This is a genomic window from Gottfriedia sp. OAE603, from assembly GCF_040543965.1.
Lineage (GTDB): Bacteria > Bacillota > Bacilli > Bacillales > Bacillaceae_G > Gottfriedia > Gottfriedia solisilvae.
In genome coordinates this window covers 3,784,741-3,809,281 of sequence record NZ_JBEUNN010000001.1, presented here as the reverse complement: position 1 = coordinate 3,809,281, position 24,541 = coordinate 3,784,741, and the positions used below count along the sequence as shown (strand labels likewise).

Sequence of the window (24,541 nt, the reverse complement as noted above, 5' to 3'; positions counted from 1 at the left end):
AATGAATAAGTATTTGAAAGGTAGGTAAGGGACTTGTCGAAAAGAGTGTTACCTGTAGAAAAAAATCAATTTCTTGACGTTGAATTTATTGATTTAACTCATGAAGGGCATGGAGTAGCTAAGGTAGAAGGTTATCCAATATTTGTACCAAATGCTCTTCCAGGTGAAAAAGCAACAATCAAGGTCATCAAAACAAGTAAAGGATATGGCTTTGGAAAAATAGTTGAATTACAAAACCAAAGTCCTGTAAGAGTTGAGCCTGTTTGTTCAATTTATAACCAATGTGGGGGTTGTCAAACTCAGCACATGAGTTATGAAGGACAACTCGATGCAAAATATAAACAAGTAACAGAAGTGATGAAGCGTATTGGAAAGCTTGAAGATGTCGTTATTCATCCGGTACTAGGTATGGAGAATCCTTGGAGTTACCGTAATAAAGCGCAAGTACCTGTCGGTGAGCTTGAAGGTGGACTAGTTGTAGGGTTTTACCAAAAAAGAAGCCACGAAATCATTCCGATGAATGAATGTTTTATTCAAGGAAAAGAAAATGACGAAATGATTCAAGATGTAAAAGACATATGTGATGAATTAAAGATTGAGCCTTATAATGAACTATCTCATAAAGGAATGTTACGCCATATTATGGCTCGTTATGGTCATTTTACAAATGAATCAATGTTAGTATTAGTAACAAATAAAGTTAATTTTCCTCAGAAGGAAGAGCTTGTTTCAAAAATTGTTGCGAAATATCCTAACATTACGAGTATTATTCAAAATGTAAATAACGAGAAAACAAATGTCATTCTAGGAAATCAAACGTTTGTTTTATTTGGAAGTGAAACAATAAAAGATAAAATCGGTGATATAACGTTTGAAATTTCCGCTAGATCTTTTTATCAAGTGAATCCAACTCAAACAAAAGTGCTTTATGACAAAGCCCTTGAGTATGCAAACTTAAATGGAAATGAAACCGTGATTGACGCTTACTGCGGTATTGGTTCGATATCGTTATTTTTAGCTCAAAAAGCCAAAAAGGTCTACGGAGTTGAAATTGTTCCAGAAGCAATAGAAGATGCAAAAAGAAACGCCACAATTAATCAGATGACAAATGTGGAATTTGAAGTTGGCAAAGCTGAAGAGGTCATTCCAAATTGGTATAAGCATGGCATTAAAGCGGAAGTCCTAGTAGTCGATCCTCCTAGAAAAGGTTGCGACGAAGCGCTATTAAATACAATTATTGATATGAAACCAGGTAAAGTCGTTTATGTATCATGTAACCCTTCGACACTGGCACGCGATTTACGTGTATTAGAAGATGGTGGATATGAAACAGTTCAGATTCAACCGGTGGATATGTTTCCGCATACTAGTCATGTAGAGTGTTGTGCGCTGTTAATTTTGAAATAGAATTTCGATGTGGCACAAAATGTTTTAGGTTAGTATAGTGACAAAAGTTGATTGTTAGGTCACTGATCCTAATATTTCCATATTACTGCTTTGTACCCTTTTTCTTTAACAAAGGGGTTTTGTATTATACCGCAGATACTTTTGGATTTAGAATGATTTAGGAGGATTTCTTTGAAAAAAGTTTTTGTAATACTATTAATTTCAAATTTTTATATACAAGCCTCTTGCTCTAAACAAACATACGTATCATCAAACGTAACATTGGCTACAGAGAAATTTATTAGTTCAAATATGGTAAATAAAAATGGTATTTTAGCTACTTATTTAAAGGATGAGGCTTCAACCAATCCAACTCTTGCTGCTGGAAGAGAAGCACTTTCTGAATCGATTGGTTTACAATTAACTTATCTAGTCCAAAAGAATGACCGTAAAACTTTCGAAACCTACTATCAGTCTCTAAATAAATATTTTATCTCGGAAGAAACAGGAATTGTTTATTGGAAACTTGAAAAGGATGGTACCACTAATGTGACAACCAATGCTTTAGTTGATGATTGGCGAATTGCAGATGCATTGTTTAAAGCTGGAGAAAAATGGAATATTCAAAAGTATATTACAACTGCCAAAAACATATGCAATGCGATAAATACTTATAACAAAAATAATGGTTATATAGTAAATTTCTATGATGAACAGTATAAAAAAAGCAGCGACAAAGTAAGTATATTTTTTGTTGACCCAACTGCACTAAATTATATGTCAAAATACAACCTTATTGATTCTGAGACGTATAATCTCATGAATTCATTATTAAAAAATACGCCAAATGACGGAGTGTTTTTTTCAGAAAATTACAATGTTATTACCAAAACATATCAAAACGAATCTCGTGTAAATATGATTGAGCAGCTTTATATTGCTTATTTTCTAAAATTGGCTGGTAAAGACTCAACTTCTTTTTACTCATTTACAAAAGAACAGTTTATCAAAAATAAAATGCTCTTCGGTCAATATGACAGAGCTACTCGGCGACCGTTAGTTAAATATGAATCGAATGCTGTTTACGGTATGCTGATTCTTTATGCATTACAAATGAATGATCAAAAATTTGCAAAAAGTGTCTATCAGCGAATGAGAAAATTTGAAATAACGGATAAAAAAAGTCCTTATTATGGTGGATATGTTATAAAAACAAAAAGTGGGTATAACACTCATATTTTTGATAATCTTTTTCCATTACTTGCCAAACAAGAATTGAAAACTATATACTGATAAAATGAGGGGAGACGAAATCGCCCCCCTTTTTTTATCTAAATAGTAAATACGATTATTATAATCAGTGAAATGTAGATAAAAAATGTAATGAATTACTAGAAAGAGAATCGATAGGATGGGGAAAAAGAAGTGAAAAAATTAATATATTTATTAGTTTTTGTACTATGTATATCAGATTTAAATATAGTAAACGCAGAAGCTCCCAAGAATAAACATATATTAATTATATACTCTAAAGATGAACCCAAAGATACTGTACAAGTTAGAATTTTAGATAGTTTATTAGGTCACTTTTCAAATAACATTACTATTATTGAAGACAGTAAACTAGATACCATTAACAAAAGTACATTCAATTACATATTTTATATCAATCTGACTGCTAAAAAATTATCTCCCGAAGTAGGATCATTTGTTGATGATTTTAAAGGTTCTGTATTTATAATTGGAGGAAGTATCGAACAATCTTCCAAACGCTTTAATTTTATTAAAACAAATGGTGAAACGCTCATTAATTCTGTTACATTACTTTCTAATCATTTAGAAATGCCATGCTCAGAGGATCGAATCATAGTGAATATAAATCCTGACACCTCTGCTGAAATTTTACTTCTAGGAAGGAAAATAGAGGGGGGGAATATCCCACTGTTGGTAAAAAAGAATCAGTCCTACTACTTAGGAGCTGAATCTTTATTTAATCCGATAGGTAAGGCTCTTGGAGAAATTTTGTTTTCCTTTTTTAACCAACCGTCTGAGAAGCAACTTCATAAGTATTTACGGTTAGAGGATGTAAATCCAAAAGCTGATTACAAAGTTCTCATGAAAATCGCAAAATATTTAAAAAATAAGCAGATCCCTTACATGATTTCACTTATACCTGTATATTTAAACCCTAAAACAGGTGAAGAGGTACACCTTTCCGATTCACCGCAGTTAGTAAAAACTTTACAGTATATGCAAAACAATGGAGCAACGATAATCTTGCACGGCTACAGGCATCAATACAGTAATGAAGAAACTGGTGAGGGTTTTGAATTTTGGGACGTAAAACAAAATAGACCGATTATGCAGGAGCAGAGTCAATTAGCAAAGGTGAGAGATGACTTTAGCACTGAACAGAAATACCAAAGCTATTTAATCAAGGGAAAAGCCTATGAAAAAAAGTATATTACCGAAGCAATCCAAAGTGGTGTTCAAGAGCTTGTAGCACATAAATTATATCCCCTTGCTTTTGAAGCTCCACATTATTCTATGTCACAAATGGGGTATAAAATACTGTCTAAACATTTTTCAACTTATATTGGCCAAGTCCAACTTACCGATCAAACGTGGGAGGGAGTCTATGCGCCAATTTATGATTCCACACCCCATTTTCTTTATGGCATGAAACTATTGCCTGAGACAGTTGGATATGTTTTAGACGGAGATAAAAATTCTATAAATAATATTAGAAGTACAGTTCTATATAACAAAGAATTCTCAGATGCCTATATTTCAGGTTACTACCATCCATATTTGGGAATAAGCAACCTTAAAAAACTTGTTAATATTATGGAGTCTGTTCCTAATGCTGAATGGTTGGACTTAAAAAACTCTGAGAACCATGTATCCATTCCTAAAATTACTTTGACTTCATCCCACGGGAAAGTTATAGTAAAAAAAACATTTATTTCAAGTGATTATGAACGAAATTATATATTGAAAAAAATAGTAATATGGATTGGTGTCTTTTTATTACTACTATGTTTAATAGTTTATAAAACCATATCAAAAAAAATGAGGAAAAAAACTACATCGATTGATTAGGACGTTTTTCTACGGTAAAATATGGACCGAATAATAGACAACACTTTTAGAAGTGTTGTTCTTTTTGTTTAAGTTGATGCAAATTCGGCATTTATAAGTAGAAATTTTGCTTTATATGACGATATATATATAAGGTGTATAAATTGTTTAGGTATAAAGGGGTATTATGAAAATGAATTTTTTCAAAAAAATAGTTAGATAGTACCGTTATTTTGTTGAAGTCTTATATTTTAAAAATTTCCAGTTATTTGAAGAGTTATTGTATAGTTGAATTTTGTGACTTCTAATTCTGGAATTATGAGGTTAATTTGTTAGGAGGGATTGATATGAAAAAATACCAAAAGTCTTCTTTATTTTGGTTACTACAAGTAATTATATTTATAGTATTTATACAATTTACTACTACTGCTCAAACAATTATTTTTACTTCAGTAATCATTTTAAGTGCTATCATATATAGCTTATCAACAAAACGTATTTCTTTTATTTATTTTGTAGTCATTACCTTAGCTACAATCTTTTATTTTTTATTTTTAGCATTTATAGAACATTGGTCACCGGCTGAACAAGGTAAACAAATTTTACTACACTTTACGACTATGACTGTTTTATTCCTACTCTATATATCAAGTTATCATTTGAAAGATATTGTTAATGAAAATATAGAACTTACCAATAAAATGAGTGAGCTGGAAAAGTTTATAGGAAATACTAAATTACTAACTCAAAGTGAATTTGAAAATCGTGCACAAATTATTAAAAATTCAATGCAACGAAGAAATGAAACTGGGTATTTAATCTCCATTGATCTTTCAAAAGTTAATAGTAATATTTCTGAAAGTATTTTACTTGATATTTCTATTTCTGCTATAAAATCAGTTCGAAATCAATTTGATTTAGTTGGACAGTTTTCATCTAATAATATTAAAATCTTAATTCAAAATACGAACGAAGAAGGCTTAAATATAGTGAAAAATCGATTCTTTTCGAATTTTACTGAAAAGATCGATGAAAAAATTTATGACCAGTTATTGATTGAGTCAGTCAAAATATAGAAAGCGAGGTGCTATCCCTATGAGTACTTTGATTTTAATTATTGGTTTTTTAGCACTTTGCTTTTCTACTTTTATCGTTGTTCATCTTGTCGGAGTTAAGACAATGCTTTTAATTTCTTCTTTTTTGTTTATTATTTTATTAATATATTACTCTGTATTGACAATAGCTGGTTTAATTTATAGGTCTAATTCAAAGAAATTTCAAATTAACAGAAATCAGGAAATAACTCAATATCCTAGTGTTGATATTTTGATTCCTGCTCATAATGAGGGTGTTGTCATAAAAGATACTTTATCTGCAATGGCAAAGATAAATTATCAGGGAAAATTAACTGTCTATCTATTAAACGATAATTCAAGTGATGAGACTGGTGAAATTGCAGAAGAGTTCGACAAAGCCTACTATCATATTAAACATATTAAGGTGCCCCCAGGGGAACCTAAGGGGAAATCTCGTGTATTAAATTATGGATTGAGTATATCAGATGGGGAATATTTTTGTATTTACGATGCAGACAATCAGCCCGAACCTGGTGCTTTAACATTATTGGTTGAGGCTGCGATAAATACAAAAGATGCTGCTGGAGCAGTTGGATATGTAAAAACAATGAATGAACAAAAAAATTGGCTTACTAGAATGATTTCTATCGAATTTCAAGTATTTCAATTATTAATGCAATCTGGCAGATGGCTACTTTTTAAAACTGGTTCTCTTACAGGTACTAATATGTTAGTAAAAAGATCAGTCATTGAACAACTTGGTGGATATGATGTATACGCAATTGCAGAGGATGCAGAGCTAACCTTACGAATAACACAGAGTGGTTATTTATTGCCAATAGTACCCCAATCTGTAACTTGGGAACAAGAACCTGAAACATTAGGAGTTTACATTAAACAACGTACACGCTGGTTACAAGGGAATCTATATATACTTGAAAAGGTCTTTTCTACGCCTAGTTATTGGACGGGGAAATTAATCGTACATTCATTACATCAATTATTGGTTTATGTAGTTTTTTGGGTATTCTTAGTATTGTCATACGGATGGTTTATTTTAGGACTATTCGGATTCATGAAAATTGAATACTCCCTACCATTATTATTTATGTGGTATGTTGCCTATACAGTTTATACATGCCAATTATTTAGTGCTCAAATATCGGAAGAAACAAATAAACCAATTAATATACTTAGCGCTTTGATCATGTATTTTACCTATGCGCAGTTATTTACTTATTTATTTGTAAGAAGCTTATTATTATATATTAAAGCGAGAATTAACAATAAAACAATTGGTTGGGATAAGACAACACGTTTCAAAACCCAAAAGTGAACAATATAATTATATAATTTTTTTAGTAGAGCAGATACGCATGTGGAGTACGTAGCACAACAAATCTGAAAAGAAGGCAACTAACTATATTTTAGGGAGTTGCCTTTTCATTTTCTTATAGCAAGGCTTTGCAAAAAGGAACCACGATCTATTTAAGGAAAATATAATTTTATTCCAACTATCTAATAATAAACATTTGTTTCTAGTTTAATTGAATCCGTCAATAAATAGTTTTAATTTCAGAAAATTTAGAATTTATAACTGATTTCCTATTGATTTGAGTTGATAAAAAGTTATAATTAGTCTGAAAACAAGTTATGCAAACGCTTGCCAAAAAACAGACATTACTTACATACATATTTTTGGTGCAACTTTTGTATAAGCGTTTTCCTAATTTAGAAAGAGGAAAGGGGTTTTTTCATGAGGAGAAAACAGAGAACATTATTATCGATTGTCATTATTTTCGGATTAGTTCTCCAGATGTTTCCGGGACTTTTTACAATTGGAACTGCAAAAGCAACAGAAACGACGGCTAGGCAAGTTGTACTTGTTGGAAGCTTTCAAAAATTGTTAGGAAATCCAGGCGATTGGGACCCATCTTCGGCCAAAACTGAAATGGTGTACAAAGGTAATGGGCTCTATACATTTACTAGTACTTTGCCGGCCGGTGAATATGAGTATAAAATTGCCATTGGTGGGAACTGGTCAGAAAATTACGGTGAAGGCGGAAATCCAGGTGGTAACAACATTAAACTAATACTGCCCGAACAAAAAGATGTCACTTTCTACTATAATGATAGCACTCATTCAATTACTGACAGTACTCATTACACCCCTTTATCAGAAGAAAAACAACCTCGTCTTGTTGGAACGATCCAACCTGCAATTAATGCAGGATCGGCTTGGAGCCCAGCGGACTCAACAGCCTTTTTAAACGATGATAATTTTAAAAATATTTATTCCTTCACAACAAAGGTGCCAAGTGGCACTTACGAATACAAGATTGTATTGGGCAAGGATTGGACTGAGTCCTACCCTACTTCTAATATGAAGTTAAATGTACTCTCTGAAACTACTATTACATTTTTCTATAATAATCAAACAAAAGAAGTTTATACAGATTATAAACCAACAGGGTCTGATGGCATGATCGACCAGAATGCTCTCTATCATGATTCATGGGACCAAGTATACCGAAACCCATTTGGCGCTGTTCCTGCAGAGACACCTGTCACCTTCCGGATATCGGCTAAGAAAGGTGACTTAACAAGCGCGAGCCTTTATGTAAAAAACTATAATTCAGGCACAACAAAGGTCCTGGCTATGAAGAATGTAGGTTGGTCAAACTCAAATGGCAAAGGTGATCTTGAGTACTGGGAGGCTATGTTCACTCCGACGGACAAAGGTATTCATGGGTATAAATTCTTTGTCAGAGATCAAGATACAACGGCAGAATATGGCGAAGACACTCAAGAAGGCCATACTGGAAAAGCAGAAAGTAAAAATGCAAGTCTTTTCCAATTGACTGTTTATGACCCTGAATATCAAACGCCAGATTGGATGAAAGAAGCTGTAGTCTATCAAATCTTTCCAGATCGCTTTTATAACGGAAACAAGGCAAATGACCATGTAAAGGATAAGGTCGGAGCTCGCGGTAACCAGCAAATCGAACATCCCGCTTCTTGGTCAAGTTTACCAGATAATCCTAATGAACAAGGATCTGGTTCATATACTGGAGACGGGGAATATAGTAATGATTTTTATGGAGGGGATATTGCTGGGATTAAGGACAAACTTGATTACCTTCAATCACTAGGAGTCAACACACTCTATATAAATCCGATTGCTCTTGCACCATCTAACCATAAATATGATGCAACAGATTACAAAGAAGTGGACCCGATGTTTGGCTCAGAAAAAGAATTTAAGGATTTCTCAAAAGAGTTATCGAAACGTAACATGCATCTGATTTTGGATGGCGTTTTTAACCACGTCTCTGACGATTCAATCTATTTTGACCGCTATAATAAATATAAAACAGTGGGCGCATATGAATATTGGTCTCGTGTTTATAATTTAATGAATGATGAAAAATTGTTGGAAGCAGCTGCCAAAGAGAAAGCGAAAAAACAACTTCTTTCTGAAGGCCAATCCTTTAGCCCGTACGGTTTTGAAAATTGGTTCCATATCGAAAATGTTAAAGTGCCAAATGAAAAAGTAAACGGTGTTTCTACTGGAGACCATTATAAGTATGAAGGTTGGTGGGGCTATGACAGTCTCCCAGTATTTGAATCAAAAGAAGGTTCAAAAGTCGATCACCCTAGTGAGCTTAACAACACCGCTTTGGCCAATTATATTATGTATGATAAGGACTCTGTAGGTAAATCATGGATTGATCAAGGTTCTTCCGGTTGGCGTTTAGATGTAGCGAATGAAGTGGACAGTTCATTTTGGCAGGAATTTCGAAAACAAATGAAATCCAAGAATATGGAAGGATCCGGAAATACTCTTCAAAAAAATGAAAAACCACTTATTTTGGGAGAAATTTGGGATGATGCTTCCAAGTACTTCTTAGGTGATCAATATGATTCCGTAATGAACTATCGTTTCCGAGGCGCTATTTTGGATTATTTAAAAAACGGTAATGCAGAAAATGCAAGAAACTCACTCCAAGCTGTTCAAGAGGATTATCCTAAGGAAGCGTTTTATGCACTCATGAACTTAATGGGGTCTCATGACACTGCACGCGCTGTATTCCTGTTAGGCAATGGAACAGATACTTATAACAGAGCTGAACAGGATCCTAACTATAATTACAATGAAGGCTTGAAACGATTGAAGTTGGCTTCTATTCTTCAAATGGGCTACCCTGGAGCGCCGACAATTTATTATGGAGATGAAGCAGGTCAAACAGGATCAAAGGATCCAGATGATCGTCGTACGTATCCTTGGGGAAAAGAAAACCAAGATTTGATTAAACACTATCAAACGATTGGTCAAATTCGTAGTAAAGATTCCGATCTTTTTAGCTATGGAGATCTTCAACACATTTATGCAAAAGACGATGTGTTAGCATACGTTCGGACAAAGGGAACAAAATCGGCCCTTATTATCATTAACAGAGGGAAAACTACACAAACTGTTGAAGTCGATACAAAAAGGCTGATTGCGAATGGAATTCGTTTAGAAGACCAATTAGATAAAAATTACGTTGCCACAGCAAAGGATGGTAAGTTGTCATTGACCGTACCTGCTGAATCTGGAAGAATGTTAATATCAAAAAATGAAGTAAAACAACCACAGTCAGTTAAACAGGTAATAGGTACAGCAGGTTCTAAGCAGATTACTTTAAACTGGACAGGGATTGGAACAAAATTCAATGTCTACCAATCCAATATTGCTGGTGGATTATGGACAAAAGTGAAAGACACTACTAGCGCAAATATTGAAATTTCAGGTTTGAATAATGGTCGTACCTACTATTTTGCAGTGACTGCTGTAGATTCTAATGGCAACGAATCTGAACCTGTAGTCTCGGCTGGTCTCGTGCCACATTATAATGTTGGAAATGCTAGCGCGACCAATCTGACGGCTTTATCTAATGGAGAGCTGAATTTAGCGCTTGATTCTAATGTTAAAGCAGTTTTTTACTTGTCGGGTGCAACTGAAGTAGGCCCAGCTGAAGGAGTCACAGCTGAGCTTCAAGTAAGAATGAAAGGCCAAACAACTTGGACAACATATCAAGCTCTATATAATGGTCAGACTCAGGAAAATCAGGCTAATGAGTTTCAAGGTAGCTTTACACCATTGGAAGTAGGGACATATGAATACCGCATGTCCTTTACTCCTGATTTAGGTAAAACATGGATATATACTGCAACAGAAGAAGTGAATTATTCACGGAGTACATTGGATACAACTCCTCCTGCTAAAGAAGTGACTTTGGATACTCCGATAAAAGAGTCTGGTCAGGTTAACTTAATCTGGAACCTTAAACAGCCAGATCAACCATATAAATCTGTCATTTATCGTGACGACCAACTACTTACTACAGTAAGCGGAGATACTACAACCTTCCGTGATTATCAAGTGGCAAACGGTACAGCATATAACTACAAAATCCGTGTATTTGACCAAGCTGGGAACTATGTGGATTCGAATACAGTAAGTGTTACACCTGATATTGTCATGGTACAAGTCACTTTTAAGGTGCATGCACCGGATGATACTCCATTATCTTCACAAGTGAATATTCCAAACAGCTTAAACGGATGGAATACAGGTGCCTGGTCAATGAGCCGAAATGGTGCCGTTACACCTGACTGGGAATATACAGTAGAGCTTGAGGAAGGAACTGAAATTACCTATAAATATACGAGAGACAATACATGGGATCATGAAGGATTAACGGACCATACACCATCTGATCCATCAGATGATGATATTAGTTACTATGGTTACGGTGCGACTGGAACTGATATGAAAATAGTTGTTTCAAACCAAGGTGGCAACAAAATGGTTGTCCAAGATACAATTTTACGCTGGATTGATAAGCCACTTGTCGTTAGCCAAATTGATGTGAATGGTTCGACTTTAACTGTCAAAGGGAATAGTGTTAAAGGAGCTAACCTTACCATCAACGGGGAAAAAGTAACTGCCTATAATGAAATGAATTTCACTCAATCTTTTAATCTAAACGAAGGTCAGACACTAGTGCCAGTACACATTGAACCAACTGACACTACCAAATCCACGATCTTTAAAGGTGATGGTGGAGCGATAAGTAAAAATACAAAAAACTATGTGATTGATGTTATTAATAAAACGATTAGCGAATCAAAATAATTAGAAACAAGAAGGTCTACCGAGTTCGGTAGACCTTTTTGAGGGTTATTCTTGTAAACTATTATTTCTTAAAATCATTTGGGCCACTCACACTTCACATTTTGAGAATGTGGCTGAGCTGGAAGAAACCACTTTTTAATAAGTGGTTTTTTTCCGTATTATGTAGAAAATATCCTCCTAGAAAAAGACCATAGTTTACTATACAATTATTGCAACAATTGAGATAAAAATAATTGATTAAGGAAAGGGTGAAGCATCAACTCATGAATAATAGATTGATTATTGGAATGGACGGCGGAGGAACAAAAACAAGAGTAATGGTCAAAGAACGATTAGATGGAGAAACGCTTTTTGACCAAAATTTTGGGATGTCGAATTATAATAACATCGGCGTTGAAGGTCTGAGACCAGTATTTCGTGAAGTTTATGAGGAATTAATAAAGTGTTTTGGGGAGCGACTGCAAGATGCGATTCTAGTACTTGGTTCTGCAGGTGTCGACCGACCAAAAGATGTTGAAATCTATTTGACTGCTTTAAGAGAAAGTGGATTCACTTGCCGATTAGAAGTGGTGAATGATGCAGAAATTGCACTTGTTGGTGGTAACGGAGATCGAAAAGATGCTTTGATGATTGCTGGAACTGGTTCTATTGTTGTGGGAGTTCATGCTAATGGGAAAATTGTGCGCTCAGGTGGATGGGGCGGATTAATCAGTGATGAAGGAAGCGGTTTTCAAATTGGTCGACTTGCGATTGCAGCTGTTATGCAAGAGTATGACAAAGTGATTTCACCTACATCATTTACAGATCAGTTACTTGCTCATTTTCAGTTGACTTCTCCAGAAGATTTTATGGACTTATTATATGTTGAAGATACACTTCCGGTTGATAAGATCGCTTCATGTACGCCAATTATTCTAGAAGCATGGGTAAAAGGGGATCAGGCTGCTAATACGATTGTTGAAGGAGAACTAGAGAAACTAGTTCGTTTAGTAGTAGGAATCAGTCGACAAATGGGGACAGAAACATTCCGTCTCTCTGTTGCAGGTAGCTTGCTGACTAAATCATCCAATTATTTCGGAATGTTAAAAGAGAAATTAAGCGTGGTTTTACCGCAGGTAGAGATGGCTACACCACTTCATGATCCAGTATTTGGTGCAATTATTATTGGTGCACAAATACAAGTAAATACTAATTAGTAGTAAGAAATGGGGACTTAGAATGCGTGAAATAGGAATTAGTGTATATCCCAATTTTTACCCTTTGGATCAAATCAAAAATTACTTGGAAAAGGCAAATGCATTTGGTTTTAAAAAAGTATTTGTTTCACTGATTTTAAATAATCACGGTTTTGAAGGTGCTCAGAATGTAAGTGCAAACACTTGGAATGAAATACTTAATTACTGTAAAGAACTCGGTATGTCTGTGTCAGCTGATATAAATGATGAAGTGTTTAAAGAGCTTGGTTGTACATTGAGTAATCTAACAGCTTTACAAAAGATGGGCATCACAAGACTCCGTATTGATGGAGGGTTTACGAATGGAGAAGTTGCCATACTTTCAAAAAATCAGCAGGAGATTCAAATAGAAGTAAATGCTTCGATGTCTTCTTCTAATAATATAAATGGAAGCGCTTTACGTGAGTGTCGGGAATTTTTAGAAACAATTGAAAAAGAGGGAAACATTGGACAGCTAACAGCTTGTCACAATTTTTTTCCGCTACCAGATACAGCATTGTCTTTAGAAGACATTCGCCCGATTAACAATTTGTTTGGTTCATATGGTGTACCGGTCGGAGGGTTTATTGCATCTCAGCTTTCACCTAAAGATCTACACCACTTAGGTCATGGGGTCTGTACGATTGAAAAACATCGCTTTTTGCCTAGTCATATTGCCATGTTAGAGTTATTTGCAAATGGATTTAATGATGTGCTAATTGGAGACTCGTTTGCGGATCTTTCGGAGCTTTCTGATATGGCAAGATGTTACAAACAGGATTATTTAGAGATTCCTATTATTTTTAATCAGTATGTTCCTCAACAAACAAAACTGAAAATTCAAGAGCAGGTGCTTATTTCAAGAGTTGATCAACCCGCAAATCTAATTCGAGCGACGGATACAAGAGGAATAGATGTGCCTCCTTGCTATTGTGCACCAAGAGATCAGTATACAATTTCTGTTTTGAATAATCGCAGTGCACAATATGAGGGTGAAGTACAAATCTCATTGAAAGACTTAGGACCATCGGTTGAGCATAATGTCATTGGTTTTGTTCATCCTTTTGCAATAGATTTATTACCTTATCTTTTGGCAGGTAAAAATAAATTTAGATTGGTGGAATATAAGTAAAACTTTTATATTCGAGGTGATGGAATGGTAAAAAGAGCAATTATTCTTGCGGCAGGTAAAGGGAGTAAAATGTTTCCTTTTAGCGAAGTTCGCTCCAAAACTACATTAAAAATCGCGGGAAAGTCATTAATCCGCTATAATATTGAATCCATTGTGGCAATGGGAGTAGAAGAAACCGTTGTTGTTGTAAATGAAGAACATCGACGAGAATTAGAAAATCTATTATATGATATAGAAAATATTAAATTTGTGACTAATCAAACAAATTTAGGAAGCGCAGAAAGTCTGGTTTTAGGGGCAGAAAAACTTTCTAATACGAAGGACTTTCTCGTTCTCTATGGGGATACCATTATTGAACAAAAGGATCTCGAGAAGTTAGTGAATGCCAAAAAACCTGCTGTTTTGTTAAAAAAATTAAAAGAGTCCTCAAGAAACTGGATTGGTGCGAGTATGGAAAATGGGTACGTTAAGTCCATCGGTGCGCACTATCGTGGGGACAGTATTACCCATCAATTCGCAGGGTTTCTTTTTGACGAGTTACTTCTAGATGAAGTGAAAAGAACACCAGATTATTTTCCAGATGTAAAAGTAGGAGTAGGTGCTCCAAAAGAGAGATTTATAGAAGCTGCCCTATTAAAATCACTTGAGAAAGATAAATTGCATGCGATCGAATGTAGTGGTTATTTCTTTGACATCGATAAGCCTTGGCATATGTTAGAAGCGAATGAATTTATGGTAAATCATTTTTGCAATGCTTTACAAGAGAACCAACTAGCAGAGGGTGCAACGATTTCAAAAGCTGCAACCATTAATGGCCATGTAAAATTAGGCAAGAACTCCAGGATCGGTGACCGAGTTGTCGTTCACGGTAATCTGATTGTGGGAGACAATACTGTCATTGATAACGGAGCCATTTTTAATGGTAATGCTGTGATTGGTGACCAAACAATCATACGTAATTATTGCATCATATATAGTGGTGTAACAATCGGTTCACATTGTATTTTCGACCATTGTGCTGAATTCCTTGGTGGTTTGGTGATGGATAAGGTATATCTTTACCATTATGGCGAGTTTTATGGTGCAATTGGCATTCATACGGATATCGGAGCAGCAACGGTTTGTGGAACATTACGATTTGATGATGGAGAAACTGAGCACGTTGTGAATGGACGGAAAGAAGTACCTTTACATTTTTCAAATGCTGCTTATCTTGGGGACTATTGCAGAACAGGTGTGAATACGATCATTATGCCTGGTTGTAAGATTGGTGCTTATAGTGTTCTTGGTGCTGGTGCAATCATTGATAAAGATATCGAAAAAAATAGTCTAGTTTTTGTGAAACAGGATTTGATTATTAAAAAATGGAGCGAAAAGAAGTATGGGTGGTAATTTGTCCCCATATATATTTATGAGGTACTAAAATCAATTAAAGAAGGTATGGTACAATGGAGAACTACTATCAATATGTGACGGCAAATCTTGAAAAACTGTATACGACACAGATTCAAAAAATGGAAGAAGCGGCCACATGTATTTTTGATGCCATTCAAAATGGAGGTCGCTTCCTAGTTACTGGCTCAGGTCATTCACATATGTTTGCAGAAGAATTTTATGTAAGAGCGGGTGGATTTGCCCAAGTGTCTCCAATTTTGCCGAATGAGTTTTTTTTACATGACCATCCATTAAAAAGTACTGTAATTGAACGCGTAGAAGTATATGCAAAAGTAATCTTTGATTTATACAAAATTAACTCAAAGGATATACTTGTGATTGCATCTAATTCAGGTAGAAATGGAATGACTGTTGAACTTGCAAAAATGGCTCAGGAATGTGGCGCAAAGGTTATTGCTTTTACAAATCCAAATCATCCTGTAGGTTCAAAATCCAGACACAGTAGTGGGAAATATCTTTACGACTTTAGTGATGTAGTCATTGATAGTTGTACTGGACCTGGGGATGCTGCTTTTTATGTAGAAGAAGCAAACACAGGCATGGGAGCAACTTCTACGATCGTGGGAGCTTTTGTTGCTCAAACGATTTCAATTTTATTAGCAAAAAAATACCATCAAGCTGGCTTGAAGCCACCAGTGTTTAAGAGTTCTAATGTTGATGGTGGAGATGAATGGAATAAAGAACTGTTTGCGAAGTATTATGGTGTATAACTGATTCGAAGATTGAATATGTACAAAATAAATGGAGCGTCCCGATCATATGGGACGCTATTTTGTGTTGGTAGGATTTGAAAAGATGAACCTTTCTTTAGGAATCGTGAACAAGCTGTGAAGAAATGCTTATAACAAAAAGGTGATAAAGTACCTGATAATTCAAATTTTTCAAAAGGGTGATTAAATGCTTATGTTTTCAGAAATTTGAATTAGTAAAATGTTCCTGTATTTCTGATAGGGCTTAAGTTGTATTATGACATTGGGAGTTTATACGTAGGTTTAAATTTACGTTCTAGTCGTGTTTGTTTGAAATTGCGAACTTTATTGGAAAAAATCAAACTGTTAAATAAATTTAGTGGAAAGTAAACTTAAGATACTAGAGCGGCATCTAGAGTGGTGAGGTAATGTATGCGAAGAGATCTAATCTTACAATATTTGTATCAAAAAGGAAAATCACTAACATCACATGAACTGGAATTAGAATTCGCCATTTCAAATCGGACTTTACGAAATGAATTGAAAGAATTAAATGTAATTGGTGAAAAGTCTGGATTTGAGATTCAGAAAAAACGTGGTGAAGGTTATTTACTTCATGTAGTAAATCAAGAACAGCTTCAAACGTATATGAAAGAAATTGAAGGAGCTTTAGCCCCAGATTTACCTCGTGTTCGTGTGAATAATATCATTATGCTTCTGATTCAAACGACGGAGTTTCAAACCATTGATATGTTTGCTGATAGCTTAATGATCAGCAGATCGACTGTTTTTAGCGATATGATTGAAGTTGAAAAGCAAGTTCGAATTTTTGATTTAAAAGTAGAAACAAAATCACGTTACGGTGTCCGTTTACTAGGTGAGGAAACAAATTTTAGAAGGGCGTTTTCATATTTCTTAAGTCAAAAAGAAGCAGGGTTGTTGAAAAAGTCGAATTATCAAAATTTTGAAAAAGTATTTCCTTTTGTAGAAATTAGAACTGTATTGAGAGAAGAAGTACAAAATAATCAATTGAAATTAAGTTATTTTGCATTTGAGAACATTTTATTGCATATTCAAGTGCTCGCGTTTCGAGTAACACAACATAATTTTATTTTGCCTAATCAAGAAAAGAAGTTAGATGTTTCTCTCATCAAGCCATCATTTATGAATATATCCAAGAGAATTTGTGAAATTCTTTCTGAATTATATCATGTGGTATTACCTGAGAGTGAGATTATCTATCTAGCCGCACATATAAGTGGTAAATCCAGTGTGGATGAAATTGAAGAAGCAGAAAAGATTGATTTGAATCAAAAACTTAAGAAGTGTTTAGAAAAATTAGATCAAACATTCTTGACACAGTTTTCAGGTGATCAGCAGCTTATGGATACGCTGATCATGCATATGTACCCTTTGTTAAGAAGGTTATATTTCAATTTAAAACTGACAAATCCATTGATAGATGATGTTTACAGTAGATATTCCGATGTGTTCATGATTGCTTTAAATTTTTCTGAAATGATCAAGGAAATATGGGGATTCGAGCTTTCTAGTGATGAGATGGGCTACCTTACAATGCACTTAGCAGCTCATATGGAAAGGGAAAAGCAAAAGCAATTAAGTTCTTATAAAAAAATTCTATTATCCTATGGATTAGGAGCAGGTTCGGCTGAATTATTGAAAATGAAACTTGAAACCCTTTTTCAGGGAGCAACAATTGATGTCGTTGTATATAGCGAACTGCAATTTGTTGATTTAGATTCATACGATTTACTAGTTTCATCGATTTCCATTCAGTTTGACAATCTTTCAATTCCATATATACAAGTTGCACCAATCTTAACAGAAACAGATGTTCAGAGAATTCGTCGGACACTGACAAAGTACCCAGCGAATAGAGTGAAGGAAAATGAACCAACACTTTTATCTCTGTTTCATCGAGAATTGTTCTATATAGAAGAAAGCAAAGAGTCTCTTGACTATAAAGCTTTCATTAAAGAAAAAGCAAATAGTGTTGTTGAACTAGGGTTTGCAACGCCTGACTATCCTGCTTTAGTAGTTGATCGTGAAGAGAAAATATCGACGATTCTTCAAAACGGAATTGCAGCACCACATGCATTAAAGATGGTTGCGATTCAAGATTCAATAAGTGTTGTTATTTTTAAGAATCCGCCGACGATCGATGGGAAAGTAGTACAAATCTTATTTTTAATTAATTTACGTGCTGGTGAATTGTTTTTACACAAGGAGCTAAGTCGATTATTCCTACATTTAATGGATCACCCAGAAGCGAAACAGAAGGTTTTAAAATCTACTAATTTCAACGATTTTCAGTATGAAATTTCGAAAATTTTGTTTCAATACGGGTCATAATTGATAGTCGTATATGGATTAAAAACTTGAGTACGAATCTCTGAGTTTAATTGAATGATAGTTACGCAGAACAAAATAAATTATGCGATATCATTTGTTCCTTTCTTATCAAATTGTAAGCGATTACGAATTGGAAGTAAGGGATGATGAACATATTATTTTTGGTAACTCAGCAGAGTCAACATTTTTCTTGTAAAGGCATCTCACTAAGTACGGGGGAGGTAGAAGGAAAATAAATTGATTTGGAAGTACACAGATTTGATTATGTTTACTTGTCACACATTGACCTTGAGTTAAAAAAACTATTACTTTGGAGGAAGATAAATGAAAAGAAATAAATGGCTTTTTGGTAGAGCAATTCCAGCTTCAGTACTGGCGGCATCAATGTTTGCTAGTAATTATAGTGATATCGTTGCAAAAGCGGCTCCATCGGTTTCAACTCAATCGTTTACAGTAGCTCCTGTATCAACTGGTACAAGTATATATATGAATACGACTCAAATTACTCGTGCAATGCCAGCTGGATTAGATACAACGAAGCCAGTAAAATGGACAACTTCTGATCCATATGTGGCATATGTAGATCTAGTTGGTAATAAAAAAGGTGATTACAGCGGCAAGATATTAGGGGTGTCTGGTGGTTCAGCAAAAATCACTGGTACTGGAGTAGACAAGGATGGTAAGCCTGCAACAGTTAGTGTTACGGTTACAGTTGTTGAAACGCAACAAACTACAAATCTTGAAAAGGTAGTTTACTATTACAATGCAGGAGATTCTAATATTCCAGAAGCACTTGCTACAACAAATTGGCAAGTAAACAATATTCCGACTGCTCCATCTGGGAAGAAGTTTCCTTCTAAAAACTATGTTGGTTATGTAGATGGAGAAAATGGCGTAAAATGGTTGATTTCAAAAGATACTTTAATCAAGTCGAATGATAAAATTCTTTTGGGTGATGAGAGGCCACATGGCGTAATTACTGGAATCGTTTCAGATGCTATTACACTATACGATCCTAACTTATCTCCGGCAGATCAAATTCAATATTTACAGGGTGGAAGATATATACCTCAAACAGGTGAATCTTCAGGTTCTGGTACAAATAATAGTGGTGCGGCTGCTTCATTTAATGCAAAAGAAGTGATTACCAATATTATGCCTGATGGTAATAATGGACTTTGGATTCTAGGTGAAAAAGGAAATGCAACACATATTGTTAGAAAGCAAATGTCCTTAATGGGTAAAGCATTACTACAAACTGAAATTTCTAGAAACTATACAGACAGATATGGGTTCCAATCTGGTAATATGAGATTCAATTCGCAAGAAGATATGATTAAGGCGCTTATGACTGGTGATAAAGATGCAGCTAGAGGAAACTATGATACAGACAATGATGGTCTTTGGACGACAATGTATGCTTCTGGTGAAATCTGGAGATATAACTACATGAAAGAGCACTTTGGCGAATCTGATTCAAGAACACAGGATGCAAAAGCATCTGCTATTCGTGCAGTTGAATCAATTGTAACGCTCGGTTATATTTCTGGAACACAATTAAAAGTTACATCTAAAAACAATGTAAACGACTATGTCTATGTTGTTAACTCTTATGGTGGTAACGTTAAAACGATCGATGAAGCAAAAGCGTGGCTTGCAGAGAACGAAGGAAAGCCTGTTTACGTTGATGAAAATGGTAAGTATACATTAGATCATACAAAAAAACCTGCTTCAGCTGGCTTCTTTGCTAGATCGTATAAAGTTAACACAAGTAACAATGGCGCTACACTTCCAGAAGCTGAAACTTGGGATAATGCATGGATTAAAAAGAAGGCAGGACAAGCAACAGATGTAAATGGAAATACAGTTTACTATAATGTCCCAGGATCTTTCAAAAATGGAACGAATGCTGCACTTAAAGCTTATGACACAGTTGCAGTACCTCCACGTTTAACAGAAATTTTTGCTTCTCAAAACGAAGGTATTGATGCAGATACAAAAGCTTTAGACTCGGATAAAGTTGTCTACAAAGCAACAACTTCTACAGATGAATTAGTAGGACATTATTTTACACTTGATTTAGCATATAAAGCTTTCAAAGACGTGGATCCAGAACTAGCTGCGTTAATTAAAAATAATATGATTAACCATACTAATGCATTAGTTCTAAACAACTATTTCCAATTGACTGTAAATGGTGAGAATCCTACTGAAACTCGTTTCAATGAAGGAACTATTCGTGGAAATGGATTAAACGTTCCAAATGCTCCAACTAGATGGGCAAATTTAAACCCTGAATACCTTGATGGTAATAAGGATGCATGGGGAAGAGACGCAGACTATGAGGATGGTCCATTAAATGCTCAATTACAGTTACAAGCACTTGTAGTTGCAAGGGATTTGGGAGCGTATACTCCTGAAGAAAAAGCAATCCTTAAGGCACAAGGCATTGATGTAATTGAACCACTTGATTTTGCAAACGAATACAAAGTAATGAACGGCGTAAAAGCGTCACAAAAGGCAAATGAACACAATGATTTTGAAGTAAGATATCCAAAAACTCATAACTCAAAATCAATGCTTGATATGACTTTACAATATCTATCAAGATACTTTGGTATTGCTGCTCATAACGGTGATGATATCGGTGTAAGTGGAGTAACTCACGAATCATACATGAACTATTCTGATGAGGAAGAAGAAGCACTAGCATACTACACATTATCTCACCATGCTGATCAGTTTAACGGTGACGAAATTTTAGAAGGCATGAACCAATGGTGGACAAATGAAAAGAGAGAGAAAAACCCATTCATGACAACTTTCTACGCAGCTTCTCTAGGTGCATTGAAAGCTAAAGGGATTAATATCGGAAATGCACAAGTTGACCTTAAAGGTTCAGAATGGTACATGTCTCGTATCCCTAACAATTTCATGAATTTTGATGTATTATCCGCAAACAGAAATGATGTAACTCATGTAGCACCAAATCTTATGGTTGACCAATTAATTCCACGTGATGAAGTGATGATGTCTAAGTATAACACCAACATTTTCGGAACGATGGATAGAAGAACGATTGACTCCGGTAACAGTTTAACGATGGAATCTTCAACTGTCATCTCGATGCCTTATTGGATTACGCAAAACCCTGAGGATGCTGAATACGTAGATAATTTAGGATCAAAAGTTACTGCACCTGTAAATAAAGGTACAGAAAGCTTAGCTTATCCAACAAATATTGCATCTATGAATCCTCATGCTAAATATAATGCAGATACTCATACATTTACGATTAACGTGGGTGACTCTGTAAAATTAGATGCTAAAACAAAGGGATATGTTAGAAATGTTTCTTGGTCTACGAATTCTTGGGATCAAGCAGGATATAATAATGGATTACCTACACAAATCAATGCTGATGCAAATGTATCTCAAGTGATCGACTTAAGAAATATCGCAACTTACGGAGATGAAGGAAACGTAAGTCCAACCGATTTAAGTGTGAATGGAGAGTACTACGGTGCTTATGCAACTGCATTAAAACCAGGAACAACTACAGTAACTGCATATGTGATTGATGGATTCTTTAGAACTCCAACTAAAATAACATATACAATCAAAGTTGTTGACCCTAAGAAATCGGCAGAACAAATTGCACCTACTCAACTTGACAAAAATTCTTTTGCATATCCTACATGGTTAAAAAATGCAATGGTTGAAAAAGGATTAAATACGGATGGAAACAAAAATATACAAATTAGTTACGAATCTGCTTCACCAGACGATGTAGCTGTCGATAGCAAAACAGGACAGGTTACGTATAAAACAAATAATCCAGCTAAAATCACTGCAACGGTTGTATACTCTGCAATGACAATTGATGGAGAGCCTAGATTTGAAACAGACAGCCACGTTATGACGTTTGAACGTACTGTTTCTAAGAATGCAACACACAAAGTTTCATTTAATTCAAATGGTGGAACGGTAGTTAATGCAAAAACTGGAACTTACAATGCTGTAATTGCAAAGCCAGTTAATCCAACGAGAAAAGGATTTGTATTTGCTGGATGGTACCAAGATGAGTCGTTAAAAACAGCTTGGAACTTTGCAACTGATAGAGTAGTAGAAAGTAAAACACTTTATGCTAAATGGGCGGTTGCTACACCAAGAAGTTTAAAAGCTACAAAAGCTAGTTCTACTTCAGCTAAGTTAACTTGGTCAAAAGTAAGTGGAGTTTCAGGTTATGAAATTGTTCGTTCAACATCAAGCAATTTCGCAAGTAAAACTACAAAAACAACTACATCTGGAACAATGACTGCTACAGGACTAGTGAAAGGTAAAACTTACTACTTAAAGGTTCGTGCTTACACTGTTGTTGGGAAAGCTAAAGTTTATAGTAACTACACAACTGTTGTAAAAATCAAACTTTAATTTATTGCAGACTTTAGTAGAGAAAGAGCTTAAAAGATTGTTGAAAAAATTCTAATAGGATCTTGGTATGTTGGGATGATCTGATATACCAAGATCCATAAATAAAGGAGTGAAATCCAAATGAAAAATAAATTTTTTGAAAAGAAATTTTTACCAATCGCTTCAAAAATAGGTAACCAAAGACATTTACTTGCATTACGTGACGGTATTATGTTTGCGATGCCTTTAATGATCATTGGTTCATTCTTCATTATCGTAGCTTGGTTAGAAGCTGAATGGTATCAAAACTTTATGTCCAAAGTATTTGGGGAGAATTGGAACGCATTTGGAGACATCGTTTATAACGGTACAATGGGGATCATCGCTTTAATTGCTGTATTTGGGGTAGCATACTCACTTGCTAGTAGTTACAAAGTCGATAAAAAGAATATTGATGGTGTTCCAGCTGGTGTTTTAGCATTAGCGGGGTATTTAATTGTTAATATCATGAGCACATTTACGGTTGATAAAGAAAGTGTTTCTGCTTGGTCACCTGATCTATTTAGTGCTCAGTACTTATTCCTTGGTTTAATTGTTGCAATTATAACTGCTGAAATTTATCGTTTTTTCTTACAAAAGAAGTTAATCATCACATTACCAGATACTGTTCCACCAACGGTTTCGCGTTCGTTTACAGCTCTTATTCCTGGATTTGTGATTATTACACTCTTCTTACTTCTTCGATATGCGTTTTCATACACTGGTTGGGAAACGTTTGCAACTTTTATCCAAGAGGTTGTTACAAAGCCATTTACGATTTTAGGTTCAACTTATATCGGTACACTGATTGCTAGTTTATTAGAACACACATTATGGAGTTTTGGTATTCATGGTTCATCAATCATCACGTCCGTAATGGAGCCAATTTGGATTACAAATGCGGATGCAAACTTAGCAGCAGTAAAAGAGGGGAAAGCACTACCTCATATCATTACGTACACATTCTATGAAAATGGGATCTGGATGGGTGGATCTGGTGCTACGTTACCAGTCGCAATCTATATGATGTTTTTAGCAAAGTCGAAACTTCTTAAGAAAGTTGGACGCTTGGCAATCGGACCTTCTATTTTTAACGTTAACGAACCAATTATGTTTGGTGTTCCGATTGTTTTAAACCCATTCTTAATGATTCCGTTCATGCTTGCACCAATAGCAGTATTAACAGTTACTTATTTTGGTACGGCAATGGGCATTTTCCCACATACGACTGGTACAATTATTCCTTGGACAACCCCATATTTTATCAGTGGTTATCTTATGACGGGTGGTAAGATAATGGGTGTAGTAATGCAATTAGTTGCTTTTGCAGTTGCCTTTGCAATTTGGTTCCCATTCATTAAAATGTGGGATAAGAAAAACTTAGAAATGGAGAATGCAAGTAATAATCAAAGAGTGTCTTCTTCAAATAGTCAAACTATTCAAGGCTGACAACTATCCTATTCATTGCTAAATCTGATCGTACGAATTGGAACACTTGATTA

General features: G+C 35.0%; 13 protein-coding genes. All 13 read left to right on the top strand.

The genetic code is table 11. The annotated features are described in order from the left end of the window. Window positions 1-33 precede the first annotated feature (33 nt). The 13 genes from rlmD to celB all read left to right on the top strand — a co-directional run bounded on the left by rlmD (window position 34) and on the right by celB (window position 24,488). A complete protein-coding gene (gene rlmD, locus ABID96_RS19150) occupies window positions 34-1,407 on the top strand; it encodes a 23S rRNA (uracil(1939)-C(5))-methyltransferase RlmD (RefSeq protein WP_192603727.1) in 1,374 nt (457 codons plus the stop codon). A gap of 171 nt (window positions 1,408-1,578) precedes the next feature. Then, window positions 1,579-2,679, top strand: coding sequence for a glycosyl hydrolase family 8 (locus tag ABID96_RS19145; RefSeq protein ID WP_192603728.1), 1,101 nt, complete (start codon window positions 1,579-1,581; stop codon window positions 2,677-2,679). 132 nt (window positions 2,680-2,811) lie between these two features. After that, window positions 2,812-4,488, top strand: coding sequence for a DUF2334 domain-containing protein (locus tag ABID96_RS19140; RefSeq protein WP_192603729.1), 1,677 nt, complete (start codon window positions 2,812-2,814; stop codon window positions 4,486-4,488). Between the two features lie 326 nt (window positions 4,489-4,814). Continuing rightward, window positions 4,815-5,543, top strand: coding sequence for a hypothetical protein (locus tag ABID96_RS19135; protein ID WP_192603730.1), 729 nt, complete (start codon window positions 4,815-4,817; stop codon window positions 5,541-5,543). Between the two features lie 19 nt (window positions 5,544-5,562). After that, window positions 5,563-6,879: a glycosyltransferase family 2 protein gene (locus ABID96_RS19130; RefSeq protein WP_192603731.1), complete on the top strand. Its 1,317-nt coding sequence runs from the start codon at window positions 5,563-5,565 to the stop codon at window positions 6,877-6,879. Between the two features lie 420 nt (window positions 6,880-7,299). Next, the gene (locus tag ABID96_RS19125; protein ID WP_192603732.1) at window positions 7,300-11,724 is read left to right on the top strand and encodes a pullulanase X25 domain-containing protein; all 4,425 of its coding nucleotides are present in this window, start codon (window positions 7,300-7,302) and stop codon (window positions 11,722-11,724) included. 263 nt (window positions 11,725-11,987) lie between these two features. Next, complete coding sequence (locus tag ABID96_RS19120) at window positions 11,988-12,920, top strand: N-acetylglucosamine kinase (protein ID WP_192603733.1); 933 nt, start codon at window positions 11,988-11,990, stop codon at window positions 12,918-12,920. Window positions 12,921-12,942: 22 nt separating this feature from the next. Beyond that, entirely contained in the window at window positions 12,943-14,070 is a 1,128-nt protein-coding gene (locus ABID96_RS19115; RefSeq protein WP_192603734.1) for a MupG family TIM beta-alpha barrel fold protein, read from the top strand. A gap of 24 nt (window positions 14,071-14,094) precedes the next feature. Next, a complete protein-coding gene (locus ABID96_RS19110; protein WP_192603735.1) occupies window positions 14,095-15,462 on the top strand; it encodes a sugar phosphate nucleotidyltransferase in 1,368 nt (455 codons plus the stop codon). A 56-nt stretch (window positions 15,463-15,518) separates the two neighbouring features. Then, window positions 15,519-16,235, top strand: a complete 717-nt coding sequence (locus tag ABID96_RS19105) for an SIS domain-containing protein (protein ID WP_088001832.1) — start codon at window positions 15,519-15,521, stop codon at window positions 16,233-16,235. Between the two features lie 411 nt (window positions 16,236-16,646). Next, window positions 16,647-18,587 (top strand): BglG family transcription antiterminator, encoded by a 1,941-nt coding sequence (locus ABID96_RS19100; protein WP_192603736.1) that lies wholly within the window; start codon window positions 16,647-16,649, stop codon window positions 18,585-18,587. A 324-nt stretch (window positions 18,588-18,911) separates the two neighbouring features. After that, window positions 18,912-23,021, top strand: coding sequence for an InlB B-repeat-containing protein (locus ABID96_RS19095; protein WP_192603738.1), 4,110 nt, complete (start codon window positions 18,912-18,914; stop codon window positions 23,019-23,021). A gap of 120 nt (window positions 23,022-23,141) precedes the next feature. Then, a complete protein-coding gene (gene celB, locus ABID96_RS19090; protein ID WP_192603739.1) occupies window positions 23,142-24,488 on the top strand; it encodes a PTS cellobiose transporter subunit IIC in 1,347 nt (448 codons plus the stop codon). Window positions 24,489-24,541 lie beyond the last annotated feature (53 nt).